General features: G+C 45.6%; 21 protein-coding genes and 2 pseudogenes. 4 read left to right on the forward strand and 19 right to left on the reverse strand.

All coding sequences use genetic code 11. The annotated features are described in order from the left end of the window. Positions 1–269: 269 nt before the first annotated feature. The 9 genes from NSQ16_RS19325 to spo0F all read right to left on the reverse strand — a co-directional run bounded on the left by NSQ16_RS19325 (position 270) and on the right by spo0F (position 7,790). Entirely contained in the window at positions 270–857 is a 588-nt protein-coding gene (locus tag NSQ16_RS19325) for a thymidine kinase (RefSeq protein WP_014478269.1), read from the reverse strand. Positions 858–945: 88 nt separating this feature from the next. Continuing rightward, entirely contained in the window at positions 946–1,146 is a 201-nt protein-coding gene (gene rpmE, locus NSQ16_RS19330; protein ID WP_003151132.1) for a 50S ribosomal protein L31, read from the reverse strand. A 119-nt stretch (positions 1,147–1,265) separates the two neighbouring features. Then, positions 1,266–2,549, reverse strand: a complete 1,284-nt coding sequence (gene rho, locus NSQ16_RS19335; protein WP_003221939.1) for a transcription termination factor Rho — start codon at positions 2,547–2,549, stop codon at positions 1,266–1,268. A 30-nt stretch (positions 2,550–2,579) separates the two neighbouring features. Further along, positions 2,580–2,741, reverse strand: coding sequence for a hypothetical protein (locus NSQ16_RS19340; RefSeq protein WP_003227632.1), 162 nt, complete (start codon positions 2,739–2,741; stop codon positions 2,580–2,582). Between the two features lie 214 nt (positions 2,742–2,955). Continuing rightward, complete coding sequence (glpX, locus tag NSQ16_RS19345; protein WP_003242962.1) at positions 2,956–3,921, reverse strand: class II fructose-bisphosphatase; 966 nt, start codon at positions 3,919–3,921, stop codon at positions 2,956–2,958. A 30-nt stretch (positions 3,922–3,951) separates the two neighbouring features. After that, positions 3,952–5,241, reverse strand: a complete 1,290-nt coding sequence (locus NSQ16_RS19350) for a UDP-N-acetylglucosamine 1-carboxyvinyltransferase (RefSeq protein WP_003227628.1) — start codon at positions 5,239–5,241, stop codon at positions 3,952–3,954. A 378-nt stretch (positions 5,242–5,619) separates the two neighbouring features. Then, positions 5,620–6,258 (reverse strand): fructose-6-phosphate aldolase, encoded by a 639-nt coding sequence (fsa, locus tag NSQ16_RS19355; RefSeq protein WP_003227626.1) that lies wholly within the window; start codon positions 6,256–6,258, stop codon positions 5,620–5,622. Between the two features lie 119 nt (positions 6,259–6,377). Beyond that, positions 6,378–7,235, reverse strand: a complete 858-nt coding sequence (locus tag NSQ16_RS19360; protein WP_003243339.1) for a class II fructose-bisphosphate aldolase — start codon at positions 7,233–7,235, stop codon at positions 6,378–6,380. A gap of 180 nt (positions 7,236–7,415) precedes the next feature. Next, positions 7,416–7,790: a sporulation initiation phosphotransferase Spo0F gene (gene spo0F / locus NSQ16_RS19365; protein WP_003227621.1), complete on the reverse strand. Its 375-nt coding sequence runs from the start codon at positions 7,788–7,790 to the stop codon at positions 7,416–7,418. 165 nt (positions 7,791–7,955) lie between these two features. On the opposite strand from spo0F, the gene NSQ16_RS19370 reads away from it, so the two are divergent. Beyond that, positions 7,956–8,477, forward strand: coding sequence for a DUF2529 domain-containing protein (locus NSQ16_RS19370; RefSeq protein WP_014481199.1), 522 nt, complete (start codon positions 7,956–7,958; stop codon positions 8,475–8,477). A gap of 81 nt (positions 8,478–8,558) precedes the next feature. Here the strand turns inward: NSQ16_RS19370 and pyrG are convergent, their stop codons facing one another. From pyrG to NSQ16_RS19390, 4 genes are all read right to left on the reverse strand, one after another. Then, positions 8,559–10,166, reverse strand: coding sequence for a CTP synthase (glutamine hydrolyzing) (pyrG, locus tag NSQ16_RS19375; RefSeq protein ID WP_003227612.1), 1,608 nt, complete (start codon positions 10,164–10,166; stop codon positions 8,559–8,561). 241 nt (positions 10,167–10,407) lie between these two features. After that, a complete protein-coding gene (gene rpoE, locus NSQ16_RS19380; RefSeq protein ID WP_014665742.1) occupies positions 10,408–10,929 on the reverse strand; it encodes a DNA-directed RNA polymerase subunit delta in 522 nt (173 codons plus the stop codon). A gap of 182 nt (positions 10,930–11,111) precedes the next feature. Continuing rightward, the gene (gene acdA, locus NSQ16_RS19385) at positions 11,112–12,251 is read right to left on the reverse strand and encodes an acyl-CoA dehydrogenase AcdA (RefSeq protein WP_327836357.1); all 1,140 of its coding nucleotides are present in this window, start codon (positions 12,249–12,251) and stop codon (positions 11,112–11,114) included. Further along, complete coding sequence (locus NSQ16_RS19390; RefSeq protein ID WP_161476637.1) at positions 12,248–14,365, reverse strand: heterodisulfide reductase-related iron-sulfur binding cluster; 2,118 nt, start codon at positions 14,363–14,365, stop codon at positions 12,248–12,250. Before NSQ16_RS19390 ends, acdA begins: the two co-directional genes overlap by 4 nt. 154 nt (positions 14,366–14,519) lie before the next feature. Here NSQ16_RS19390 and cls (NSQ16_RS19395) point away from each other — a divergent pair, with 154 nt between their 5' ends. The 3 genes from cls (NSQ16_RS19395) (at position 14,520) to NSQ16_RS19405 (ending at position 17,044) form a co-directional block, all read left to right on the forward strand. Next, positions 14,520–15,716: a cardiolipin synthase gene (gene cls, locus NSQ16_RS19395; RefSeq protein WP_327836355.1), complete on the forward strand. Its 1,197-nt coding sequence runs from the start codon at positions 14,520–14,522 to the stop codon at positions 15,714–15,716. A 12-nt stretch (positions 15,717–15,728) separates the two neighbouring features. Beyond that, positions 15,729–16,691: a UV DNA damage repair endonuclease UvsE gene (gene uvsE, locus NSQ16_RS19400; RefSeq protein ID WP_038829825.1), complete on the forward strand. Its 963-nt coding sequence runs from the start codon at positions 15,729–15,731 to the stop codon at positions 16,689–16,691. A gap of 80 nt (positions 16,692–16,771) precedes the next feature. Next, positions 16,772–17,044: a hypothetical protein gene (locus NSQ16_RS19405; RefSeq protein WP_003227597.1), complete on the forward strand. Its 273-nt coding sequence runs from the start codon at positions 16,772–16,774 to the stop codon at positions 17,042–17,044. 41 nt (positions 17,045–17,085) lie between these two features. Here the strand turns inward: NSQ16_RS19405 and NSQ16_RS19410 are convergent. The 6 genes and pseudogenes from NSQ16_RS19410 to narJ form a co-directional block, all read right to left on the reverse strand. After that, positions 17,086–17,609 (reverse strand): annotated as a pseudogene (locus NSQ16_RS19410) (dihydrofolate reductase family protein). 9 nt (positions 17,610–17,618) lie between these two features. After that, positions 17,619–19,346 (reverse strand): ABC transporter ATP-binding protein, encoded by a 1,728-nt coding sequence (locus NSQ16_RS19415; protein WP_327836353.1) that lies wholly within the window; start codon positions 19,344–19,346, stop codon positions 17,619–17,621. An 88-nt stretch (positions 19,347–19,434) separates the two neighbouring features. Then, entirely contained in the window at positions 19,435–20,937 is a 1,503-nt protein-coding gene (gene cls, locus NSQ16_RS19420; protein WP_063334816.1) for a cardiolipin synthase, read from the reverse strand. 130 nt (positions 20,938–21,067) lie between these two features. Further along, positions 21,068–21,264 (reverse strand): annotated as a pseudogene (locus NSQ16_RS19425) (YitT family protein); the annotation flags it as partial. 158 nt (positions 21,265–21,422) lie between these two features. Beyond that, on the reverse strand, positions 21,423–22,094 hold the full coding sequence (narI, locus tag NSQ16_RS19430; protein ID WP_046663996.1) for a respiratory nitrate reductase subunit gamma: 672 nt from the start codon (positions 22,092–22,094) through the stop codon (positions 21,423–21,425). Next, positions 22,091–22,645 carry a nitrate reductase molybdenum cofactor assembly chaperone gene (narJ, locus tag NSQ16_RS19435; protein ID WP_119899884.1) on the reverse strand — a complete coding sequence of 185 codons (555 nt, stop codon included), beginning with the start codon at positions 22,643–22,645 and terminating at the stop codon, positions 22,091–22,093. Before narJ ends, narI begins: the two co-directional genes overlap by 4 nt. Positions 22,646–22,649: the final 4 nt, after the last annotated feature.

Below are 22,649 nucleotides of genomic sequence, written 5' to 3' on the forward strand. Positions count from 1 at the left end.
AAATAGTTAACCAAGTTAAGTAATAACCCATCTAAAATATGACCGATCATGATCTTTATGCGACTTTGTGACAATTATTCGAACAATGTCTCAAAACTATTTACATTACGTAAGCTATTGTATGCCTGTCAAAATCAAAATTCAAGGGAAGAAAATTACTTAATTTTTTAATATACTTATTTAAATTTTTTAATTGCATATTATCAGAATATAAAAAAAACACCGGTGTTTTTAGCCGGTGCATTCTATCTTTATACCCATGTTTTGGACTATTTTTTAGATTTACCTGGGACTTCGTGATGATGTCTGCATCTTGCTTCATATGATTCAGATGCACCAACCAAAATGACCGGATCATCGTAAGAAGCAGGTTTGCCGTCAATGAGGCGCTGTGTTCTGCTCGCCGGTGATCCGCAAACAGAACAGACAGCTTGCAGCTTTGTCACACTTTCCGCAATCGCCATGATATTCGGGACGACACCGAACGGCTCTCCCCTAAAATCCATATCAAGGCCTGCTGCTATCACACGGTAGCCTTTATCGGCAAGAGATGATAAAACCTCAACAATTTCCTGATCAAAAAACTGCACTTCATCAACCGCAATCACATCTGTACTTTCACTGATGTGATCCCAAATGTCCGCAGCAGACGAAATGGCATAGCTCGTCATCGATGTTCCATTATGGGAGACAACAGCAGCTTCGCTGTATCGGTTATCAATTACAGGCTTAAATACCCTGACTTCCTGCTTGGCATAAGTTGCTCTCTTCACTCTTCTGATCAGCTCTTCAGATTTCCCCGAGAACATGCTGCCGCAAATCAGCTCAAGCCACCCGCTTTGTTTCATTATGTACATAGGCTTCGCTCCCCTCTCTCTGCCAGCTGTGTTTTAGACAATATAAAAAACAGGCAAGACTGCTGCTTGCCTGTTGAGAAATCTATTATTACTTAAGACCGTATTTTTTGTTAAAGCGATCAACACGACCATCAGCAGAAGCGAATTTTTGACGGCCAGTGTAGAATGGGTGGCATTCAGAGCAAATCTCAACGCGTACCTCTTCTTTTACTGAGCCTGTTTCAAATTCATTTCCGCAAGCGCATTTAACTGTTGCTTTTTTGAAATTAGGATGAATTCCTGCTTTCATTGTATCCATCTCCTTCCGCCCTGAATCCCGTGTGGAAACAGAGTTATTATTTCGGAGCATTTGTCCGAAACGCATATGAGAAAATTATATCAGTGATTTACTTCTTTTGCAAATACAATTTACCTTCTTGCAGATGATAGATTTGCCTGTTTCCATTCTTGATTGAGAATATCGAAAAATTCCTGGTTTGTTTTGGTTTTTTTCATTTTTCTCATGAACTTTTCTGCGAAATCAGGTGAATCAGACATCGTTTTGCGGATAGACCATAAACGATCAAGATGCTCTTTAGGCACAAGCAGCTCTTCTTTGCGCGTTCCTGAACGGCGGATATCGATGGCAGGGAAGATGCGGCGCTCGGCAAGAGAGCGGTCAAGATGGAGTTCCATGTTGCCTGTTCCCTTGAATTCTTCATAAATGACATCATCCATACGTGAACCTGTATCAACCAGAGCCGTAGCAAGAATGGTTAAGCTGCCGCCCTCTTCGATATTTCTCGCAGCCCCAAAGAAGCGTTTCGGACGGTGGAACGCCGCTGGGTCAATCCCCCCGGAAAGCGTTCTTCCACTTGGCGGAATCACTAAATTGTAGGCGCGGGCAAGCCGTGTGATGCTGTCCATCAGGATAATGACGTCTTTTTTGTGTTCCACGAGACGCATCGCACGTTCAAGCACAAGCTCGGCCACTTTGATATGGTTTTCCGGCACTTCATCAAACGTTGAGCTGACGACATCCCCAGCTACAGAGCGCTCGATATCGGTTACTTCCTCAGGTCTTTCGTCAATTAAAAGCACGATCAGCTCTGCTTCAGGCTGGTTCGCTGTAATGCTGTTGGCAATTTCCTTCAGCAGCATCGTTTTTCCGGCTTTCGGCGGCGCAACAATCAATCCGCGCTGCCCAAATCCAACCGGCGCCATCATGTCCATAATTCTTGTAGACAAGAAGTTCGGCTTTGTTTCAAGCACCATTTGACGATCCGGATAAAGTGGCGTAAGAGCCGGGAAATGCACACGCTCTTTTGCAGATTCGGGATCATCCCCATTTACTGCTTCAACGTGCAAAAGTCCATAGTAACGCTCATTTTCTTTTGGCGGGCGAACCTTGCCAGATACTTTGTCTCCGTTCCGCAAATCGAAACGGCGGATTTGTGAAGCTGAGATGTAAATGTCTTCTGAGCTTGGAGAGTAGTTGATCGGTCTCAGGAAGCCGAAACCTTCAGACTGGATGATCTCAAGAACGCCTTCCATAAACAGCAGATCTTCCTGTTCTGCATTCGCTTTCAGAATGGCGAAAATGAGTTCTTTTTTTGTCAGTTTGCTGTAATAGGAGATTTTATAATGTCTTGCAAGTTCATAAAGCTCTTTCAATTTCATATTTTCCAAAGAGGAAATAGATACGTCTTTCATAAAAACACCACGCTTTTCATAGTCAATATCTTACTCTGAACATGTCATCTGCTGCTTTTGCACAACATCCGCCAAAGCACATTCTTTTTTTAACATAAAGGAACTTCTATCGGTAACACTTCCACCCATGATCGGCGCTTTTGTTAAAAGGATTGTCTTAATGAGTTTTGAAGGAAGCGAGGACAAAAACATGAGAAGATCAATACTTATATCGTCTGTATGCGGTAGAAATTGAAACTTTCCTAGTGCTTAAAAGAAGGTATTACGCAGTAAAATTCGCAGCACTCTTTATTTTTACCTTATTTCAAAAAATTATTCAACTGAAATAAGGTTTTGACACGGAATTGATAGAGTTGACGCTTTTCTGCAAAAGTTAAAGCGGGCTCACACCCGCTTTTTCTGTTTGTTATGGACGGATTACAAGATTTGGTTTCTTTTTCAAGCTGTGTCTGCCGTCAACGAAACGAACAGTGCCCGATTTTGCACGGATAACTAAGCTTTCAGTTGTACCGACAGAGCCTTTGAATTGAACTCCTTTTAACAGCTCGCCGTCAGTAACCCCTGTAGCTGCAAAAATCGCGTCATCACCCTTCACAAGGTCTTCCATGCGAAGGACTTTGCTTAAATCAAGGCCCATTTTGTGACAGCGAGTGATTTCTTCTTCGCTTTGCGGAAGAAGTTTACCAATGATTTCTCCGCCGAGTGCTTTTAGCGCAACAGCGGAAAGCACACCCTCAGGAGCGCCGCCTGATCCGAACAGGATATCAACGCCCGTGTGGTCGAAAGCCGTGTTGATGGCGCCTGCGACATCGCCGTCATTGATCAATTTGATTCTGGCGCCGGCCTCACGAAGCTCGGAAATGATTTTTGCGTGTCTTTCACGGTTTAAAATTGTGGCAACGACGTCCTCAACGTCCTTGTTTTTCGCTTTTGCCACCGCTTTAAGATTGTCAATGACAGGTGCTTCGATGTCAATGCAGCCCACCGCTTCCGGACCGACTGCGATTTTTTGCATATACATGTCAGGAGCATTCAGAAGCGTGCCATGGTCTGCGACCGCGATAACCGTCAGCGCATTCCAGCCGCCGCTTGCTAAGATGTTTGTGCCTTCAAGAGGGTCAACTGCGACATCCACGCGCGGGCCGTACCCGTTTCCGAGTTTTTCCCCGATATACAGCATTGGCGCTTCGTCCATTTCCCCTTCACCGATTACAACAGTCCCTTTCATCGGCACTGTATCAAAAACGTCTCTCATTGCACTTGTTGCCGCTTCATCAGCCTCATCTTTTTTTCCCCGGCCCATCCATCTTGCTGATGCCAATGCCGCAGCTTCGGTCACACGTACCAATTCCATTGATAAACTTCTTTCCATTTCAACACGATCTCCTCTCACAAGAAACCATTATGAATTTTGAAGCTGTTCTATTTCTTCGTCAGTCATTCTTTCACGCCAAATTGTCGCTCCAAGCCCCTCAAGCTTCTTCTCAAGGCTGCTGTATCCGCGGTCAATATGCTCCAGTCCCGTAATTTCCGTGACGCCATCAGCCATCAGTCCGGCTACCACCAAGCAGGCTCCGGCACGCAGATCACTCGCCTTCACTTTTGCGCCTTGAAGCTCGACAGGACCTGTGATGATGGCAGATCTGCCTTCTACTTTCATATTGGCACCCATTCGTCTCAGCTCATCAATGTGCTTGAATCTTGCCGAGTAGATGGTGTCTGTGACGACACTCGTCCCTTTCGCCCTTGTCAGTAGCGCCGTCATCGGCTGCTGTAAATCAGTCGGAAACCCCGGGTATACGAGGGTTTTAACGTCAACCGGCTTTAAGTTCTTCTGCCCGCCGACAATGAGGAGCTGGTCGTCGCTTGTTTCGATATGATAGCCCATTTCTCTCAACTTTGCCGTTAACGACTCAAGATGAGTGGGGATGACGTTATCGATAATGACTTCCTTGCCCATTGCAGCCCCTGCAATCATAAATGTCCCGGCTTCAATTCTGTCCGGAATGATCGTATGCTTGCAGCCGTGCAGTTCCTTCACGCCGTCGATTCGAATCACATTGGTGCCCGCACCTTTGATTTTGGCGCCCATGCTGGTAAGCAATGTCGCGACGTCAATGATCTCAGGCTCCTTGGCAGCGTTTTCGATGATCGTTTTCCCTTCTGCCAAAACAGCGGCGAGCATAATGTTAATCGTTGCCCCAACGCTTACGACATCTAAATAAATCCGTGCGCCTCTCAGCCTTTCAGCTCGCAAATAAATGGCGCCTTGTTCATTGGTTACTTCAGCTCCGAGTGCTTCAAAGCCTTTGATATGCTGATCAATCGGACGGGGCCCTAAGTGACAGCCGCCAGGCAATCCAATGACCGCCTGCTTGAAGCGGCCGAGCATCGCCCCCATTAAATAATATGACGCGCGAAGCTTTTTTACTTTCCCGTTAGGAAGCGGCATGCTGATCATCGACGTAGGGTCAACAACCATTTCCCCATTCTCAAAATGCACGTTGCCGCCGATTTCCTTTAACAGGTCACGCAGCGTTTCAATATCTGAAATCTCTGGAAGCCCTTCAATTGTCACCTCGGAATTTGCCAAAATGGTTGCAGGTATTAACGCAACAGCGCTGTTTTTAGCGCCGCTGATATGTACTGTACCGTTTAACGAGTCACCGCCGGCAATATTCAACTTTTCCATGATAGTCTCCTTCCATAAGAAGATAGCTGCGGAGCTAAATAAAATGTCATTTTATTCTGTCTCTGCAAATAAAGCTCATGTCCAAAATCTAGCCAATTCGAAGAGAAAGAATACAACACATTGTAAAATATCAGGAAGAAAATAGCGAAGCTTTGGGGGGTACAGGTTTCAAAAGATGCACAGAGACCCGCCGGCTCGAGAGACATCGTCGTCATCCGGCAAAAGCAGTACGCATACCCTTCATTCCGATATCAGCTTCTGCAGCCCAATGATTCCTTCTCTGTAAAGCGGCGTCAGCATCTGAAGATCCGCTGTATCAGGTCGGTGAAATACAAAGGCCGCGGCAAACAGGCATAAAGCTGTTTGCCGCCCCTTTCATTATTTGTTCCAGTCTGCCAGGAATTGTTCGATTCCTTTGTCTGTTAACGGGTGTTTAGTGAGCGCATGAATGACTTTCAGCGGCATTGTGCCGATATGAGCCCCTCTAAGAGCAGCTTCTGTCACGTGCTGCGGATGGCGGATTGACGCTGCAATGATTTGCGTGTCAAGGCCGTGAATATCAAAAATCTGTTTAACTTCTGAAATCAGGTCAAGCCCGTTGTGGCCGATGTCATCTAAACGTCCCAGGAATGGAGATACATATGTTGCCCCCGCTCTGGCAGCAAGAAGCGCCTGGTTGGCATTGAAGATCAATGTAACGTTTGTTTTGATGCCTAAGTCAGTAAGTGCTCTTACCGCTTTTAAACCGTCAGACGTCATTGGGATTTTCACCGTAATGTTCGGAGCGATTTTCGCCAGTTCTTTTCCTTCCTCGATCATTTCCTCAGCTTTCAAAGAAATAACCTCTGCGCTTACAGACCCTTTCACGACGTCTGTGATCTCGCGAAGACGGTCGTGGAATGATACGTTAGCTTCCTTTGCTACTAAACTAGGATTCGTCGTTACACCGGCGAGAATTCCTAATTCATTCGCTTCTCTAATTTCATCGATATTGGCTGTATCAACAAAGAATAACATTTTCAAAAAGCCTCCCTGATTAAGAAATTTTCTGAACTGCGAATATGATTGCGCTTTCTAAAGATAGACGGAAAACCGCCTGTCAAGCTGTCAGGCGGCTATAAAAAGTTCCAATTGAATTAAGCTTGGTTTGAAGAACCAAATTCACGCATTTTACCGATAACTGTTTCTTTGATCGCTTCACGAGCTGGTCCAAGGTATTTACGTGGATCGTACTCGTCAGGCTTAGCTGCCAATGTTTCGCGAACAGCTTTTGCAGAAGAAATTTGGTTTTCAGTATTCACGTTGATTTTAGCTGTACCAAGTGAAATTGATTTTTTGATGTCAGCAGTCGGAATTCCAGTACCGCCGTGAAGAACTAGCGGAAGACCAGTTGATTTTCCGATCTCTTCCATTTCTTTGAAGCCAAGGTTTGGCTCACCTTTGTAAGGGCCGTGAACAGAACCTAATGCAGGTGCAAGGCAGTCGATGCCAGTGCGCTCAACAAGCTCTTGGCACTCTTTAGGATCAGCGTAGATTACGCCTTCAGCGATAACGTCATCTTCTTGTCCGCCTACTGTTCCAAGCTCAGCTTCTACAGATACTCCGTGGAAATGAGCAAGCTCAACAACTTTAGCAGTTGTTGCTACGTTTTCTTCAAATGGATGGTGAGAAGCGTCGATCATTACAGATGTGAAACCTGCATGAATCGCTTTCGCACAAGATTCAAAGCTTGAACCGTGGTCTAAGTGAATCGCAACAGGAACTGTCACTTTGTACTCTTCCATAAGTGCTTTTACCATAGCAACGACTGTTTTGAAGCCGCCCATGTAGCGTCCCGCACCTTCGGAAACACCAAGGATCACTGGAGATTTTTCTTCTTCAGCTGCTTGTAAAATCGCTTGAGTAAACTCAAGGTTGTTTAAGTTAAATTGTCCTACAGCGTACCCTTTTTCTTTAGCTGTATTCAACATTTCCGTCATAGAAACTAAAGGCATGTCGAATGTCCTCCTTATGTAGCCTGATTGTCTTCTAGCGAAAAAAGCTTTCCACCCTAGCATGACCCATATATTGCTGTCATATGTAAATACTCAGATCGCTTTTTCTCCATAACTAGGATACCAACTTTTCGACAAATCGGCAACATAATGACATGATTCATTTGTTTCTTCTTTTTGTCAGTTAGACTTCAGGGGCAGATATTTTTTGACGGCGTCTCTGATTTCGTCGATGTCAAACGGCTTGGCAAAGTGCGTCAGAGCGCCCAATTCCTTCGATTCTTGGATCATGTCGAGCTCTCCGTATGCCGTCATGATAATGACCCGGATGTTTTCGTCAATGACCTTCATCCGTTTTAAGATTTCGATTCCGTCCATGCCGGGAATTTTCATGTCCAAAAGCACAAGGTCGGGCCGTTCTTTTGTCACAATGTCAAGCGCCTGCAAGCCGTTCGCAGCCTGAAACGTCTGGTAGCCTTCTTTATTGAACACTTCATTTAGCAAAATACGAATGCCGTATTGATCATCAACGATTAAAATTTTTTCATTCATCATTTTACACCCCAATATTATGATTTTCGTCAAAAGTAAGCAGTATTGTATGTATTCTGTTTGATTTTCCTATTTCCTTTAATTATAATAGTCTACTTTACGACATTTTCTGAGCATTTTCTCTTTTGTTGTATACTGATATTGTACGTTATAAAGGAGGATTCACTTATGTTGAAAATATTCACGACGCAGTTAACAGGTATTTTTTCCCGCATTCAGGATAAGGAATCTGACGCGATTGAAGATGGGGCGCGGCTGCTTGCTCAAGCGGTGATCAGCGGGCATTCCATTTATTTATACGGAGCGAATGAGCTTCAGGGCGTCTTTTTTGAGGCCACCGAAAGCAAAGAACCCTTCCCATCTGTCAAAGCCTTTCCAGAAAGCGCTGAGGAAGTGACAGAAAGCGACAGGGTGCTGATGTTTTGCTCAGGGACGGGCACAGCCGAAGAACAGGCGCTCGCAAAAGAGCTTTATGAAAAAGGTGCGGGAGTCGTATGCGTATCGCCCGCAGCCAAAGACAGTGCGGGAATAGAACAGTATTGTGATGTGCATATTGATTCTAAATTAAAAATGCCGCTTGTTCCCGATGAAGACGGCACCCGTTACGGGTTTCCCTCATTAATGACAGCACTGTATGTCTATCACGCTTTATCGTTTACACTAAAAGAAATTCTGCAAGAGTATGCATAATATCTTATTGTACATGCTGGAACTTGCCGGAAACAAATAAAAAAGACTTGCCCGCTTTTGACAAACGGCAAGTCTTTTTTATTACTTCTGATTTGCAGCTTCGACAGACGCTCCGATAAAGCCTTTGAATAGAGGCTGAGGTCTTGTCGGTCTTGACTTGAACTCTGGGTGGAACTGAGAAGCCACGAACCAAGGGTGGTCTTTCAGCTCGATGATTTCAACAAGGCGTCCATCAGGGCTTGTGCCTGAGAATACGAAGCCTTGCTCTTCCATTTGCTGTCTGAATTCATTGTTAAACTCATAGCGGTGGCGGTGGCGCTCGTACACCACTTCATCCTGATACACTTCAAAGGCTTTCGTGCCTTCTTCAAGCTTACAAGGGTAAAGGCCGAGACGAAGCGTTCCCCCAAGATCCTCAACATCCTTTTGTTCAGGAAGAAGATCAATGATCGGGTATTGAGTTGACGGATCAATTTCCGCTGAGTGAGCGCCTTTTAAGCCCAATACGTTTCGTGCGTATTCAATAGACGCCACCTGCATGCCCAAGCAAATGCCCAAGAACGGAATGTTGTTTTCGCGCGCGTATTTTGTCGCGACGATTTTTCCTTCAACACCGCGGTCTCCGAATCCGCCCGGCACAATGATGCCGTCTGTTCCGCTTGTGAGTTCTGCGATATTGTTTTCTGTCACTTCTTCCGCGTTGATCCACTTCACTTTTACATCTGTGTCAAACGCATAGCCCGCATGGCGGAGAGACTCGACAACAGAAATGTATGCGTCAGGAAGCTCAACGTATTTGCCGACAAGGCCGATTGTAATCGTTTGAGACAGGTTGCTGACTTTGTTAACAAGCTCTTTCCACTCGGACATTTCCGCTTCTTTGCATGCCAATTTCATGTGCTCGCAAACAAGCTTATCAAGCCCTTGTTTTTGAAGCTCCAGCGGAATGGAGTAAAGGTTGTCCGCATCTTCACATTCAATAACCGCTTTTGTATCGATGTCGCAGAAAAGCGCGATTTTATCTTTCATATCTTGAGAAATCGGCATTTCTGTACGAACGACGATGATGTTTGGCTGAATGCCCAAGCTGCGCAATTCTTTTACGCTGTGCTGTGTCGGTTTTGTTTTTAATTCGCCAGCAGCTTTAATGTAAGGCACGAGCGTACAGTGGATGTACATTACGTTTTCACGGCCGATGTCGCTCTTCATTTGGCGGATCGCTTCAAGGAATGGCAGTGATTCGATGTCTCCGACAGTACCGCCGATTTCTGTAATGACAACATCTGCGTTTGTCTCTTTCCCTGCGCGGTAAACACGGTCTTTCAATTCGTTTGTGATGTGCGGAATGACCTGTACGGTTCCGCCAAGGTAATCCCCGCGGCGTTCTTTTTTAAGAACTGTTGAATAGATTTTACCTGTTGTCACGTTGCTGAATTTATTCAGGTTAATGTCGATAAAACGCTCATAGTGACCAAGGTCCAAGTCTGTTTCAGCGCCGTCATCCGTTACGAATACTTCACCGTGCTGGTACGGGCTCATTGTTCCCGGGTCAACGTTGATGTATGGATCGAATTTCTGAATCGTCACGTTCAGTCCGCGGTTTTTCAGCAAACGCCCTAATGAAGCTGCTACAATACCCTTTCCAAGTGAGGATACAACTCCCCCGGTTACAAAAATATATTTCGTCATTTCGTTTGCTCCTCTCTTCGCTCTTAGCTACATTTTTAAAATGTACTATTTTATAAAAAATCATTTAGCCTTTTAAATGATTTATAAGAAAAATGAGGGGTGAAAATAAGAAAGCTCCCTTTCAATTTCTTGAAAGGGAGCATAACGTACTATGTTCTCTCTTCGTTTTTGAAGAGCCCAAAATACATACTACATAGTTCGACTATGAAAGTCAAGATCGTTTTGAAGATGAAATCTGATACTATTTAATTTCCTCTTCTTCATCATCATAGTCTTCATCATCTTCATCAACAATATCTTCTTCGATCTCAAGATCGTCGTCGTCTTCGTCAAGATCTTCATCGTCAAAATCGTCGGCTTCAAGATCGAGTTCTTCCTCAACTTCATCCAAATCAAGGTCGTCTTCGTCGATCTCTTCAAACTCGTCAAGATCAAGATCTTCTTCGACTGCTTTCTTCGCTTTTTTCTTTTTCGCCTTGACTGTCGGCTGAGTTTCTTCATCAAGCTGATCATACGGATACCAGCTGCGAAGCCCCCACGTCTGGTCAGAAAGCGCCAGGAAGCGGCCGTCAATGTTTAAATCTGTATAAAATTGAGCGATGCGGTCTCCAAGCTCTTCTTTTTTCACGCCGAGCAAAGATGCGATTTCATTTAAAAGCTCCTGAAAAGGAACTGGTTTTTTATGTTCTTCAAATAATTCGTGAGCGATTTCAACTAAAGCCATTTCCTTTAGCTCTTCCTGTGAATATTGTTTGATACCCAAGGTCGGACACTCCCTTTCTATTACTTATATGTATCTGTTTTATCAATAATGAAAGCGATTTTGTATCGTTCTTATACAAACCATACCTCTCATTATAAACAAAATAAAACAGAATATGCTACCCTTAACAGCGTTAATTTAAATAATTTTACAAGAGTGATCCGACTGAGAGATGTTTTCCGTTAATCCGCGAGCATTCTGGAGATGACCAGTCTTTGAATTTCTTGGGTGCCTTCATAGATTTGCGTGATTTTTGCATCACGCATATAGCGTTCTACCGGATAATCTTTTGTATAGCCGTAGCCGCCGAAAATCTGCACTGCTTCGGTCGTTACCTTCATCGCCGTATCTCCAGCCATCAGTTTGGACATGGCGGAAGCTTTTCCATATGGAAGACCCGATGATTCTAACCACGCAGCCTGATAGGTCAATAGCCTTGAAGCTTCTATCATTGTCGCCATATCCGCGAGTTTAAAAGCGATGCCCTGCTGCTCGCCAATCGATTTTCCGAATTGCTTTCGCTCTTTTGCATATAGAAGCGCCGCATCAAGCGCTCCTTGGGCGATGCCTACGGCTTGTGCAGCTATGCCGTTTCTGCCTCCGTCAAGCGTCTTCATCGCGATTTTGAAGCCTTCTCCTTCTTCTCCGAGACGCTTTGATGCGGGCACTACACAATCTTCGAACATGATTTCCGTTGTCGGTGAAGAACGGATGCCCAGCTTCTTTTCTTTCTTGCCTGTAAAAAATCCTTCAAAATCCTTTTCTACTATAAAAGCGGTAATGCCTTTTTTCTTTTTCTCGGGATCGGTGACGGCAAAAACAATGTAAATATCAGCAACGCCGCCGTTTGTGATAAACACTTTGGAACCATTTAACACATAGTCATCGCCGATTCGTTCAGCAGTTGTTTTCATGCTGCCGGCGTCAGAGCCAGACCCTGCTTCGGTCAAAGCGAATGCGCCGATTTTCTCTCCGAGGGCCAGCTGTGTTAAGTACTCTGTCTTCTGTTCCTCTGTCCCAAAGGCAAACAGCGGCCAGCTGCAAAGAGAGATATGGGCGGAAAGCGTCACACCGGTGGATGCGCACACTTTTGACAGCTCCTCCACCGCGATAACGTAGGCTAAATAGTCACTTCCGATTCCGCCGTAATCTTCAGGCCACGGAATTCCCGTCAGCCCCAGATTTGCCATTTCCCGAAACAACTCGCGATCGAAGCGTTCTTGTTCGTCCCGTTCTGCCGCTGTCGGGGCCACCTCATGCTTCGCAAAATCGCGCACCAATTTTCGTATCATCTCATGTTCTTCTGATAATGAAAAATTCATTGCTTCTCCCCCATTTTCAGATCAGCGCCTAAAACGGATTGAGCCAGAAGCTCGACGACATCGTACGTTTTGACTTGGTCTTCGGCTTCCTTCGCCTTTGTGCCGTCCCCAAGCATCGTGAGACAATACGGACAGCCAGAACTGATCACCGATGGGTTGACTGCGAGCGCTTGCTCTGTCCTGGCGACGTTAATCCTGTTGCCTGTTTCTTCCTCCATCCACATTAATCCCCCGCCGGCTCCGCAGCACATGCCGGTTTCCCGGTTTCTCTCCATTTCAACAAGCTGCACGCCCGGAATGGCTTTCAAAATCTCTCTCGGCGGATCATAGACTTCATTGTACCGGCCCAAATAGCACGAATCATGGAAGGTAATCGTCTCATGAAGCGGGTGTTGCGGCTTTAATTTTCCGTTTTTCACAAGCTCGGCCAGCACTTCTGTATGATGATAAACCTCGCCTTCAAATCCGAAATCCGGATATTCATTTTTAAATAAATTGTATGCATGGGGATCGATCGTAACGATTTTTTTGACATCATTTTTTTCAAATTCAGAAATATTCTTCTCAGCCAGCTCTTGGAACAAAAATTCATTTCCGAGGCGGCGCGGCGTGTCTCCTGAATTTTTTTCTTTATTGCCGAGGATCGCGAAGGACACGCCCGCGTGATTAAGCAGCTTAGCAAAGGAAATTGCGATTTTCTGGCTTCTGTTGTCGTAAGACCCCATGGAGCCTACCCAGAAAAGGTACTCAAATTCTTTTCCTTCTTTTTTCATTTCTTTTACAGTCGGAATCTCAACATCCGGCGCCTCGTCACGCCAATTTTCACGTTCCTTGCGGTTGAGTCCCCACGGATTCCCTTGCCGCTCAATACTTGTCATTGCGCGCTGGGCGTCACTGTCCATTTTTCCTTCTGTCAGTACGAGGTAGCGGCGGAGATCGATGATTTTATCCACGTGCTCATTCATGACCGGGCATTGATCCTCACAGTTTCGGCAAGTGGTGCATGCCCAAATTTCTTCCTCTGTGATGACGTCGCCGATCAAGCTTGGATTGTAATCAAGCGCCGCTGCGGCTTCCTGCGATCCGCTGCCCGCTGACGAAGCAGCCAGCTGATTGCCTCTCGTATGCCGAAATGCTGCTGCGGGCACCCATGGGGAGCGCGAGGTGACGGCAGCGCCTTTTTCCGTGAGATGGTCTCTGAGACGCAAAATCAAGTCCATCGGAGAAAGCATTTTTCCGGTGCCTGTTGCAGGACACATATTTGTACAGCGGCCGCACTCGACACACGCGTACAGATCAAGCAGCTGAGACCGTCTGAAATCCTCAATTTTTCCCGCTCCGTAGCTTTCTTTCGTTTCGTCGGTAAAATCAATTTTTTCAAGTTTTCCGGCAGATTCCATTCGATTGAAAAAGACGTTTGCCGGGCCGGCGATTAAATGGGCATGCTTCGACTGAGGCACGTACACTAAAAAGCTAAGCAAGAACAGAAGATGGATCCACCATGCGATATAGAAAATCACCGCCGCGCCTGTTTTCCCGACACCGCTAAGCATAAACGCAATACCTGAGGCAATTGGCTCGCTCCAAGAAAGCCCATGCTCATGCCAAATCAGATTCATCCCGTTCCCAAGCAGAACGGTCAGCATTAATCCTCCGATAAAAATGAGAACGAGTCCGGCTTTGAAACCGCGTTTCAGCCTCACGAGCTTTTCGATATAACGTCTGTAGAATGCCCACCCAACAGCAATTAAAATGAGAAACGTAACAATTTCCTGAAAAAAGGTGAAGGCGGGATAGACAGGGCCAAGCGGCAGATTCCGGCCGGGAGCCAGTCCTTTGATGATAAAGTCAATTGCTCCGAACTGAACCAATATAAATCCGTAGAAAAACATGACGTGAATGATTCCGCTTTTCTTGTCCTTGAGCAGTTTTTTCTGTCCGAATACATTCACCCATATGGCGTGAAGCCGTTCCTTGAACCGTTGATCAAATTGTTCTTTCTGGCCGAGCTTGATGTAGGCCAGTCTCGTTTTGACCAAGTACACAAACAAATAGACAGCGTAAGCGGTTACAATCAGAAATAATAATGCATTTGCGATGAGAAAGCCGCTCATTCCAATTCCCCCTTTTTACTGATAAAGACCGCGATCCCCTACCCCCGAATCTGTATAAGATTATCTTTATGATAAATAATGAATGAGTGTTCAGTCAATAATTAAATTCCTGCTGTTCGGGCACACTACCTTTACTACGGAAAGGAGTGCCGGTATGAAGGTATTTATCGTGATTATGATCATTGTCGTTATTTTCTTTGCCTTGATTCTGCTTGATATCTTCATGGGCCGTACCGGATACAGAAAAAAGGCGTACGAGCCTGTTTTTTCAAAAAAGAAGAGTGACATCGAATTGATCCACTGCGGCGCTGATCTCGTTGAGCGGATGATGAATGATATTCGCCAGGCCGCCTCTTCTGTTCACATGATGTTTTTTATTATGAAAAATGATGAAGTCAGCCACAATATGTATACCTTGCTGAAAACAAAAGCTCAAGCTGGCGTCTCCGTTTATTTGCTTCTGGATTGGGCGGGCTGCCGGGCAATTAAAAAAACGGCGCTGCAGACGATGAAAAATGCCGGCGTACATGTCCATGTGATGAATCGTCCCCGTTTTCCTTTTTTCTTTTTTCACATGCAAAAACGGAATCACCGGAAGATTACGGTGATAGACGGAAAAATCGGTTATATCGGCGGGTTTAATATCGCCGAAGAATATCTTGGAAAGAAAGCGAAGTTCGGCAATTGGGAGGATTATCATCTGCGCATGATCGGAGAAGGCGTACATGATCTTCAAACGCTTTTTGCTTCTGATCTAAAACGTAATACCGGAATCGTTCTGGGTTCGGATGTTTGGCCAAAGCTTCAGCAAGGGACTATTTCTCACAAGATATATGCGACCGACGGTTATTCCCTTGAAAACATATACTTGGCCAACATTGCCCAAGCGAAGAATCGCCTTACGGTTTGCACGCCTTATTACATTCCATCAAAACCGCTTCAAGAGGCCCTTATTAACGCAAGAAAAAACGGCGTATCCGTGAGAATCATTGTACCGATGAAATCAGACCATCCGCTGGTACGAGAAGCAGCTTTTACGTATTATTCGGAGCTCTTGGATGCCGGCTGCCTTATTTATCGTTATTATCAAGGGTTTTATCATGTAAAAGCCCTCATCATAGACGACCATCTCAGCATTATCGGAACAGCCAACTTCGATAAACGAAGCCTGTTCTTAAATGAAGAGGTGAATGTTGAAATTGATGACGAAGCGTTTACAAGTGAAGTCTATGCCACGATTGAGGAGGATATGAAAAAGTCGGAGCTGCTGACGATGGACGATTTCAGCAAGCGCACATTCAGGCAGCGCCCGGCGGAATGGCTCGGCAGGGCATTATCTTATTTCTTATAAAGGAGAGTTCCTATGATTTTCAGATTCGGGTTCGTTTCAAATGCGATGAGCCTTTGGGATGCGTCTCCCGCTAAAACATTGACATTCGCGCGTTATTCAAAGCTTTCAAAGACTGAAAGAAAAGAAGCGCTTCTGACTGTGACAAAAGCCAATTTGCGCAATACGATGAGAACCCTTCACTATATCATCGGCCACGGCATTCCTTTGTACCGTTTTTCCAGTTCGATTGTGCCGCTGGCTACGCATCCCGACGTGATGTGGGATTTTGTAACACCGTTTCAAAAAGAGTTTCGGGAGATTGGAGAGCTTGTTAAAACACATCAACTGCGAACAAGCTTTCATCCAAATCAATTCACTCTGTTTACGAGCCCGAAGGAATCCCTCACAAAAAATGCGGTAACCGATATGGCGTATCACTACCGCATGCTTGAGGCCATGGGCATTGCTGATCGCTCCGTTATCAACATTCATATTGGCGGCGCTTACGGAAATAAAGACACCGCCACTGCACAATTTCATCAAAATATAAAACAGCTGCCGCAGGAGATCAAAGAGCGGATGACACTTGAAAATGATGATAAAACATATACAACAGAAGAAACGCTTCAGGTCTGTGAGCAGGAGGATGTTCCGTTTGTCTTTGACTTTCATCATTTTTACGCCAATCCAGACGATCACGCCGACCTGAATGTAGCACTGCCCCGCATGATCAAAACGTGGGAGCGGATCGGCCTTCAGCCAAAGGTTCACTTGTCTTCCCCAAAATCGGAGCAAGCGATACGCAGCCATGCCGATTATGTTGACGCCAACTTTTTGCTGCCGCTGTTGGAACGCTTTAGGCAATGGGGAACGAATATTGATTTCATGATTGAAGCAAAGCAGAAAGACAAGGCGCTTCTCCGCTTGATGGATGAATTAAGCTCCATCCGCGGTGTCAAACGCATCGGGGGCGGTGCGCTGCAATGGAAGTCATAAATGTGCAAAAATAGGTTTACGACTTGTCAGCTTTGGGAACTTAGGCTATATAAGACAACAATCGATGGAGGAGAAAGATCATGAAAAATATCAAGTCTCTGAAAGTAGCCGCACAGGCCTTTACTTTAAGAAATTTGATTCATCTTTATAAAATGTGCCATTCCGGAAGCCACGAGGTTTATATTTATTCAAAGAAAACGATGTGCAAAATCAAAAGCTTAATTGAGCTTGAAACGTTCCGCATGGCTCATAATGAAAAGGAATATCTAATCGTAGTTGAAGGAACAAAAGCATCACAGCTCATTGAAAAATTCCAAAATCTCATCGAGCCTGCTGAGAGAGAAGCGCTCTAACTTACATACAAAAAAGGATAGACATCTGTCTATCCTTTTTCTTATGCTCTTACATAATGGAGCTGAACCGCTTGTCCAAATTGTTTTGTCCCATTTAACCGCAGTTTTGTTTCATTTGTTAGTTCGTGAAACAGCGGGATGCCGCTTCCTAAAACGACGGGAAAACAGTGATGATGAATTCGTCGATGGCATCTTCTTTCATAAAGGCATTCACCAGCTCTGCCCCGCCAGCTATCCAGATGTTTGGGCCTTTTTCCTGTTTCAAACGGGCAGTGAAGGCTCTGGCTCCCTCATTGATAAACGTCACATGTTCATCTTGATAACTGTCGGGCGATCCTGTAAAAACATAGCAGGTTTTATCCTGATACGGGAAAACCGGTGTTAGCACTTTAACGTGCTCATATGTGCTCCGCCCTAAAATGACTGTATCAACAGTCTGATAAAAATCACTGTAGCCGTTGTCACCTTCACCTTCAAATTCATCCAGCCAATCGATGCTTCCATCTTCTTTTGCGATCATCCCGTCCAATGAAACAGCAATGTACAGCACAGTTTTTCTTTCCATGTTCTCCTCCTATCGATGCACCATTTGCCCGAATTGCGCTTGATGCAGCCTGCTGTATAGGCCTCCGGCTTCGATCAGGTCTTGATGACGGCCTTGTTCTTCAATACCGTTGTTTGTGACGACTACAATTCTGTCCGCGTCTTTGATCGTTGCCAGCCTGTGGGCGATGACAAGCGTCGTGCGCCCCTCAGACAACTCTTGAAGCGCCTTTTGGATCGCCGCTTCCGTCTCTGTATCAAGGGCTGAGGTGGCTTCATCGAGAATCAAGATCGACGGATTTTTCAAGAACATCCTTGCAATTGACAGACGCTGTTTTTGCCCGCCGGAAAGCTTCACGCCGCGTTCGCCAATCATAGTATCCAACCCATCGGGCATGTTATGGACGAGCTCTTCCAGATGCGCCTGCTTCACAGCTTGCCAAATGTCTTCTTCTGATGCGCCTAGTCGGCCGTAGGCGATATTTTCTCTAAGCGTGCCCGAGAATAAGAAAACGTCCTGCTGCACGACCCCAATCTGCCCGCGCAACGAAGAAAGCGTCATGTCTTTTATACTGATGCCGTCAATCGTAATGTCGCCCTCCGACGCTTCATAAAAACGCGGAAGCAGACTGCAAAGCGTTGATTTCCCCGCACCTGACGGACCGACGAACGCCACCGTTTCCCCCGCTTGAATGGATAGGTTGATGTCATTGAGGACATTGTGATGGTCATCATAGCCAAACGAAACATGTTTATAGTTGATATTGCCCTTCAGGCCGGAAACATCTCTCGCATCAGGTGAATCCTGAATGTCCGGCTCTGTCTCCATGAGCTCTATATAGCTTTTGAAACCCGCGATCCCCCTCGGATACATTTCGATAATGGCATTAATTTTGTCAATAGGCCTGAACAGCACATTTGTCAGGAGCACAAACGCCACAAATTCCCCGTACGATAAGGAGCCGCGAATGACAAACCACGTCCCGCACAAAAGGACAAACAGCGTGACAAACCGGGTCAGCATATAGCTGATTGAACCGTTTTTCGCCATGATTTTGTAGGAAGAAAGCTTTGTGGCACGGAAACGCTGGTTGTTGACGGCGAAGCGTTCTTTTTCAAATGCTTCATTTCCGAACGCCTGCACAAGCCGGATGCCGCCGATGTTATTTTCTACACGCGCGCTGAAGTCTCCGATATCCTTGTTCAGCGTGGTAAATGCTTTGGTCATTTTTTTGTTGAAATAAAGCGCTAGCCAAATGACGATCGGCATAATGATAAACGTTAATAAAGCAAGCTGCCAGTTAATAAACAGCATCACTCCGAACGCCCCGAGAATGGTCATGACCGCAATGAATAAGTCTTCCGGACCGTGATGGGCGACTTCACCGATATACATTAAATCGTTCGTGAGCTTCGACATCAGCGTTCCCGTCTTGTTGTTGTCGTAAAATTTGAACGAGAGCTTTTGCAAATGGTCAAAAAGCGACTTTCTCATATCAGTCTCAATATTGATACCAAGCATGTGTCCCCAGTAGGTCACGATATACTGAAGAGCCGAGCTGAGCGCGTACACCGCAAATAACCCGATTGAGGTCGCGATGATCAGTCCCCAGTCCCTGCCCGGCAGCAAGGTATCAATAAAATAATTGACGATCAAAGGAAAACTCAGCTCCATTAAACCTCCCGCGATCGCTGAGAAAAAGTCGAGAAAGAACAACGTTTTATATGGTTTATAATATGAAAAAAATTGCCGCAGCACCCTATCTTCCCCCAATGTATAAATAACTGATAATATTTCTCAATTATACTATACACGGGCTGTTTTGAAAGATCAGATTTCTTTTTTCTTACAGAACACCTGAAAACAGGCGGGCAAACGACTCTTTTGTCCGGTCAGCCACACCTCTTTTATAAAAGCCGACAGGGCTGAGCTTTTCACTTTCCTGCATATCCTCTTCAAAATGGGCCTCAAGGGTTCGGATCGCTTCGGCATCCGTGAAGAACACATTCACTTCAAAGTTGAGCTGAAAGCTGCGCATGTCCATATTCGCGGTGCCGACGGAGGCGAGATCACCATCAATGATCATGACTTTTTGATGCATGAAGCCTTTTTGGTAGGAGTACACTTCAATGCCCTCAAGAAGCAGCTCCGGGAAATAGGACCTCGACGCGTATTGGGTCAAAAAGCTGTCGTTCTTCTCCGGCACCATAACCCTTACCTCTACCCCCTTTGTCGCCGCTGCTTTTAGCGCCGTGCGAATGGATTCATTGGGTACAAAATAGGGCGTGGCGATCCATATTGATTTCTGCGCTGAAGAAATCATTTCATAATAAAGATCGCTCATGCTTTCCTTCATGTCAGGGCCTGTCGCGACAATTTGATAAATGCCTCCTCCTTCCACGGGAACCGGGGTATTGTACTCCTCTTGATCAATTAACACTTCATTGGAGACGTATTCCCAATCCAGCATAAAGATAGCGTGGAGCGTTTGCACAATTTCCCCCTCAAGCCGCAGGTGTGTATCTCTCCAAAATCCGATGTACGGATCTCTGCTGATATATTCCTTCCCAACATTTAGTCCACCCACAAAACCGGTTTTCCCATCGATGATCACGATTTTCCGGTGATTTCTGAAATTCAGCTTCTGGTTGAAAAACCCGTATTTCAGCGGAGAAAACGGGACGATGTCCACCCCCGCTTGTTTCATTCTCATAATATCTCTTCTTGCCAGCTTTATGCTTCCTGCCGCATCGTATAAAAACCTCACCTCGACACCCTGGCGCGCTTTCTCCATCATAATGTCCATCATGCCGCGTCCGAGCATGTCTGATTTAAACATGTAGTATTCAATATGTATGTAAGATTCCGCTTTTCTCATTGCTTTGAAAATGTCCGGGAAGGTTTCTTCGCCGTTTTTCAGCACTTTGATGTTGCTTTTCGTATTGATATTCATATGGGCAGCCCTGATGGAATATGTAAAGAACCTCTCTTGATTGTCCTTCAGCCCTGTCACTTCGGGCGTTTCCTCCTTGTCAAACAGCTTCCTGAGCTTTTCCCTGTTGTACATTCGTTTTGTCTTAAACAGCTTTCCCTTTACATAAAGCTGTCCCGAAAACAGATAAAACACGTAGCCGACGATTGGAAAAAAGACAAGAATATGGATCCATAGCAGCGTGTGCTGCGAGGTGCGGTTTTCAAGAATTAATGAATAGATGCTGAACAAAATAATGCTTATATAGCAAAGCAATCCTCCGTAAAACTCAAGCCTGGAAACCGGAAAAAACCAAATGACATATGCCCCGATGAGCATCATATATAAAAAGAAAAATTCCAGTCTCCTTTTCAGCATCCTGATTCTCTCCAATCTGATTCAATTACCTCTGTATTACCTCTTTTTTCTAATCGATAAACCTTGTAAGTAAAAAACCTCTCCGCCAAAAGAGGAGAGGTTTAGAGAAAACTAACTGTCACGGAATTCATCCGCATCGTTTCTGCAGAAATAAAGCAAGACTATTGGCAACGCCGAGTGACAACATGAACGGCAGGCCGAACCCGCTCAGCACTCCGGCAAGCGCCGAAAAAGAGGCGGCGCTGTGACTGCAAATACGGTGGATAGAGTGAATTTGATACCCATTCTGATGAGAGAAAATATATAAAACGGGAAATTGATCAGAAAGATATAAGGAGTTAGTCAGGCTGAATCATAATCTGGCTGTTCCGCCGGTTTAAAATGAGTAAAATCCTTGATGTTATTTCCATATACAAACATAACAGGATTCCCGGCCGCCCAGCCATTACCTTGGCAGAAAAAACCCCCTCTTGCAAGGGGGATTTTCACGAGCGTTTCCGATATACAACGTAGCTGCGGGTCAGATACTTGAGCGGCAGACTGAACACATGAACCAATCTTGTAAACGGCCACAGGATAAAAACGACGTAGCCTATCACAATATGAAACTTAAACCATAGCGGGACACTCTCCATCAAAGAGGCGTCAGGCCTGAACAAAACGATTTCCCTGAACCACGGCCCGACTGTGGTCCGGTAATCAAATCCTTTCGAATCAATGTTGAGAAACGTGGCCGCAACGCCCGACAGCATCATGAACAGCAGCAGGAGCAGCGTAAGGATATCGGATGGCGAGCTCGTTTTGCGGATTCTTTTGTCAAACAGCCTTCTGTACGTCAGGATGACAAGTCCGGTACATGCCGCAATGCCCGCCGTCAAGCCAGCGCCAATCGCCATTTTGTGATACATATGCTCTGAAATGCCAAGGGAAGCATACACGCCTTCCGGGATCAGAATCCCCATGACATGCCCGCCGACAACGCACAGCAGTCCCCAGTGAAAAAGTGTGCTGCCCGCCGCAAGTTTTTTCTTTTCTAACATCTCGCTTGATTTCGCCGTCCAGCCAAATTGGTCATGCTGGTAGCGGTAAATATGGCCGCCGATAAAGATTGTCAATACAATGTATGGCATAATACCCCAGAGGATCTGCCCGCTCATGCCTGAACAGCCCCTTCAACGCTTTCACGTACGCCAATGTTTTCAAGCGCGGCCAGCAGCACGTGCAGCAGTTCAGCGTATATACTGTCATTTTTTTCGAGACGGGATGCCAGCTCCCTCACATTGGACAGATATTTCTCAAACACGCTTCTCGCTGCTTCAATTTCTGCAGCCGCAGCAAATTCCAGCATCAGCGGCAGATAATCAGGCAGCTCTTTCTCTGTCGGCAGAAAACCGGATTGCTCGTATGTGTTTTTTAAATGCAGCAATTCAATGCCGCGTTCCCTTTGCTCGCCCGAGTTAAAGTAGGTGACATACATATTTGTTTTTTTTCCAAAGTCGAACGTATAGACATAGTGTTCAATCAGCGCTTCCGGTGAAAAGCTGGCTGACGCCTCGAAAAAGTGCAGCAGCTTCTCTCGGATTTGCCGGTTGCCGATTTCATGGATAAGAGCCTTCCATTCGGGAATCTCGGCTCTCCACTCTTCATCCGGATAAGAGAGAAGAGAGGAAAGAGCGGAGAACGTCATTTGCCGGTCTGTGGTGTTCATCTTG

The sequence above is a fragment of the Bacillus sp. PS108 genome, from assembly GCF_037963335.1.
Taxonomy (GTDB): domain Bacteria; phylum Bacillota; class Bacilli; order Bacillales; family Bacillaceae; genus Bacillus; species Bacillus subtilis.

Bases quoted from the DNA above. Each gene is read 5' to 3' on its own strand.
- NSQ16_RS19325 (WP_014478269.1), bottom strand. From the start codon at position 857: ATGTACATAATGAAACAAAGCGGGTGGCTTGAGCTGATTTGCGGCAGC.
- rpmE (WP_003151132.1), bottom strand. From the start codon at position 1,146: ATGAAAGCAGGAATTCATCCTAATTTCAAAAAAGCAACAGTTAAATGC.
- rho (WP_003221939.1), bottom strand. From the start codon at position 2,549: ATGAAAGACGTATCTATTTCCTCTTTGGAAAATATGAAATTGAAAGAG.
- NSQ16_RS19340 (WP_003227632.1), bottom strand. From the start codon at position 2,741: ATGTTTTTGTCCTCGCTTCCTTCAAAACTCATTAAGACAATCCTTTTA.
- glpX (WP_003242962.1), bottom strand. From the start codon at position 3,921: ATGGAAAGAAGTTTATCAATGGAATTGGTACGTGTGACCGAAGCTGCG.
- NSQ16_RS19350 (WP_003227628.1), bottom strand. From the start codon at position 5,241: ATGGAAAAGTTGAATATTGCCGGCGGTGACTCGTTAAACGGTACAGTA.
- fsa (WP_003227626.1), bottom strand. From the start codon at position 6,258: ATGTTATTCTTTGTTGATACAGCCAATATCGATGAAATTAGAGAAGCG.
- NSQ16_RS19360 (WP_003243339.1), bottom strand. From the start codon at position 7,235: ATGCCTTTAGTTTCTATGACGGAAATGTTGAATACAGCTAAAGAAAAA.
- spo0F (WP_003227621.1), bottom strand. From the start codon at position 7,790: ATGATGAATGAAAAAATTTTAATCGTTGATGATCAATACGGCATTCGT.
- NSQ16_RS19370 (WP_014481199.1), top strand. From the start codon at position 7,956: ATGTTGAAAATATTCACGACGCAGTTAACAGGTATTTTTTCCCGCATT.
- pyrG (WP_003227612.1), bottom strand. From the start codon at position 10,166: ATGACGAAATATATTTTTGTAACCGGGGGAGTTGTATCCTCACTTGGA.
- acdA (WP_327836357.1), bottom strand. From the start codon at position 12,251: ATGAATTTTTCATTATCAGAAGAACATGAGATGATACGAAAATTGGTG.
- NSQ16_RS19390 (WP_161476637.1), bottom strand. From the start codon at position 14,365: ATGAGCGGCTTTCTCATCGCAAATGCATTATTATTTCTGATTGTAACC.
- cls (WP_327836355.1), top strand. From the start codon at position 14,520: ATGAAGGTATTTATCGTGATTATGATCATTGTCGTTATTTTCTTTGCC.
- uvsE (WP_038829825.1), top strand. From the start codon at position 15,729: ATGATTTTCAGATTCGGGTTCGTTTCAAATGCGATGAGCCTTTGGGAT.
- NSQ16_RS19405 (WP_003227597.1), top strand. From the start codon at position 16,772: ATGAAAAATATCAAGTCTCTGAAAGTAGCCGCACAGGCCTTTACTTTA.
- cls (WP_063334816.1), bottom strand. From the start codon at position 20,937: ATGCTGAAAAGGAGACTGGAATTTTTCTTTTTATATATGATGCTCATC.
- narI (WP_046663996.1), bottom strand. From the start codon at position 22,094: ATGAGCGGGCAGATCCTCTGGGGTATTATGCCATACATTGTATTGACA.
- narJ (WP_119899884.1), bottom strand. From the start codon at position 22,645: ATGAACACCACAGACCGGCAAATGACGTTCTCCGCTCTTTCCTCTCTT.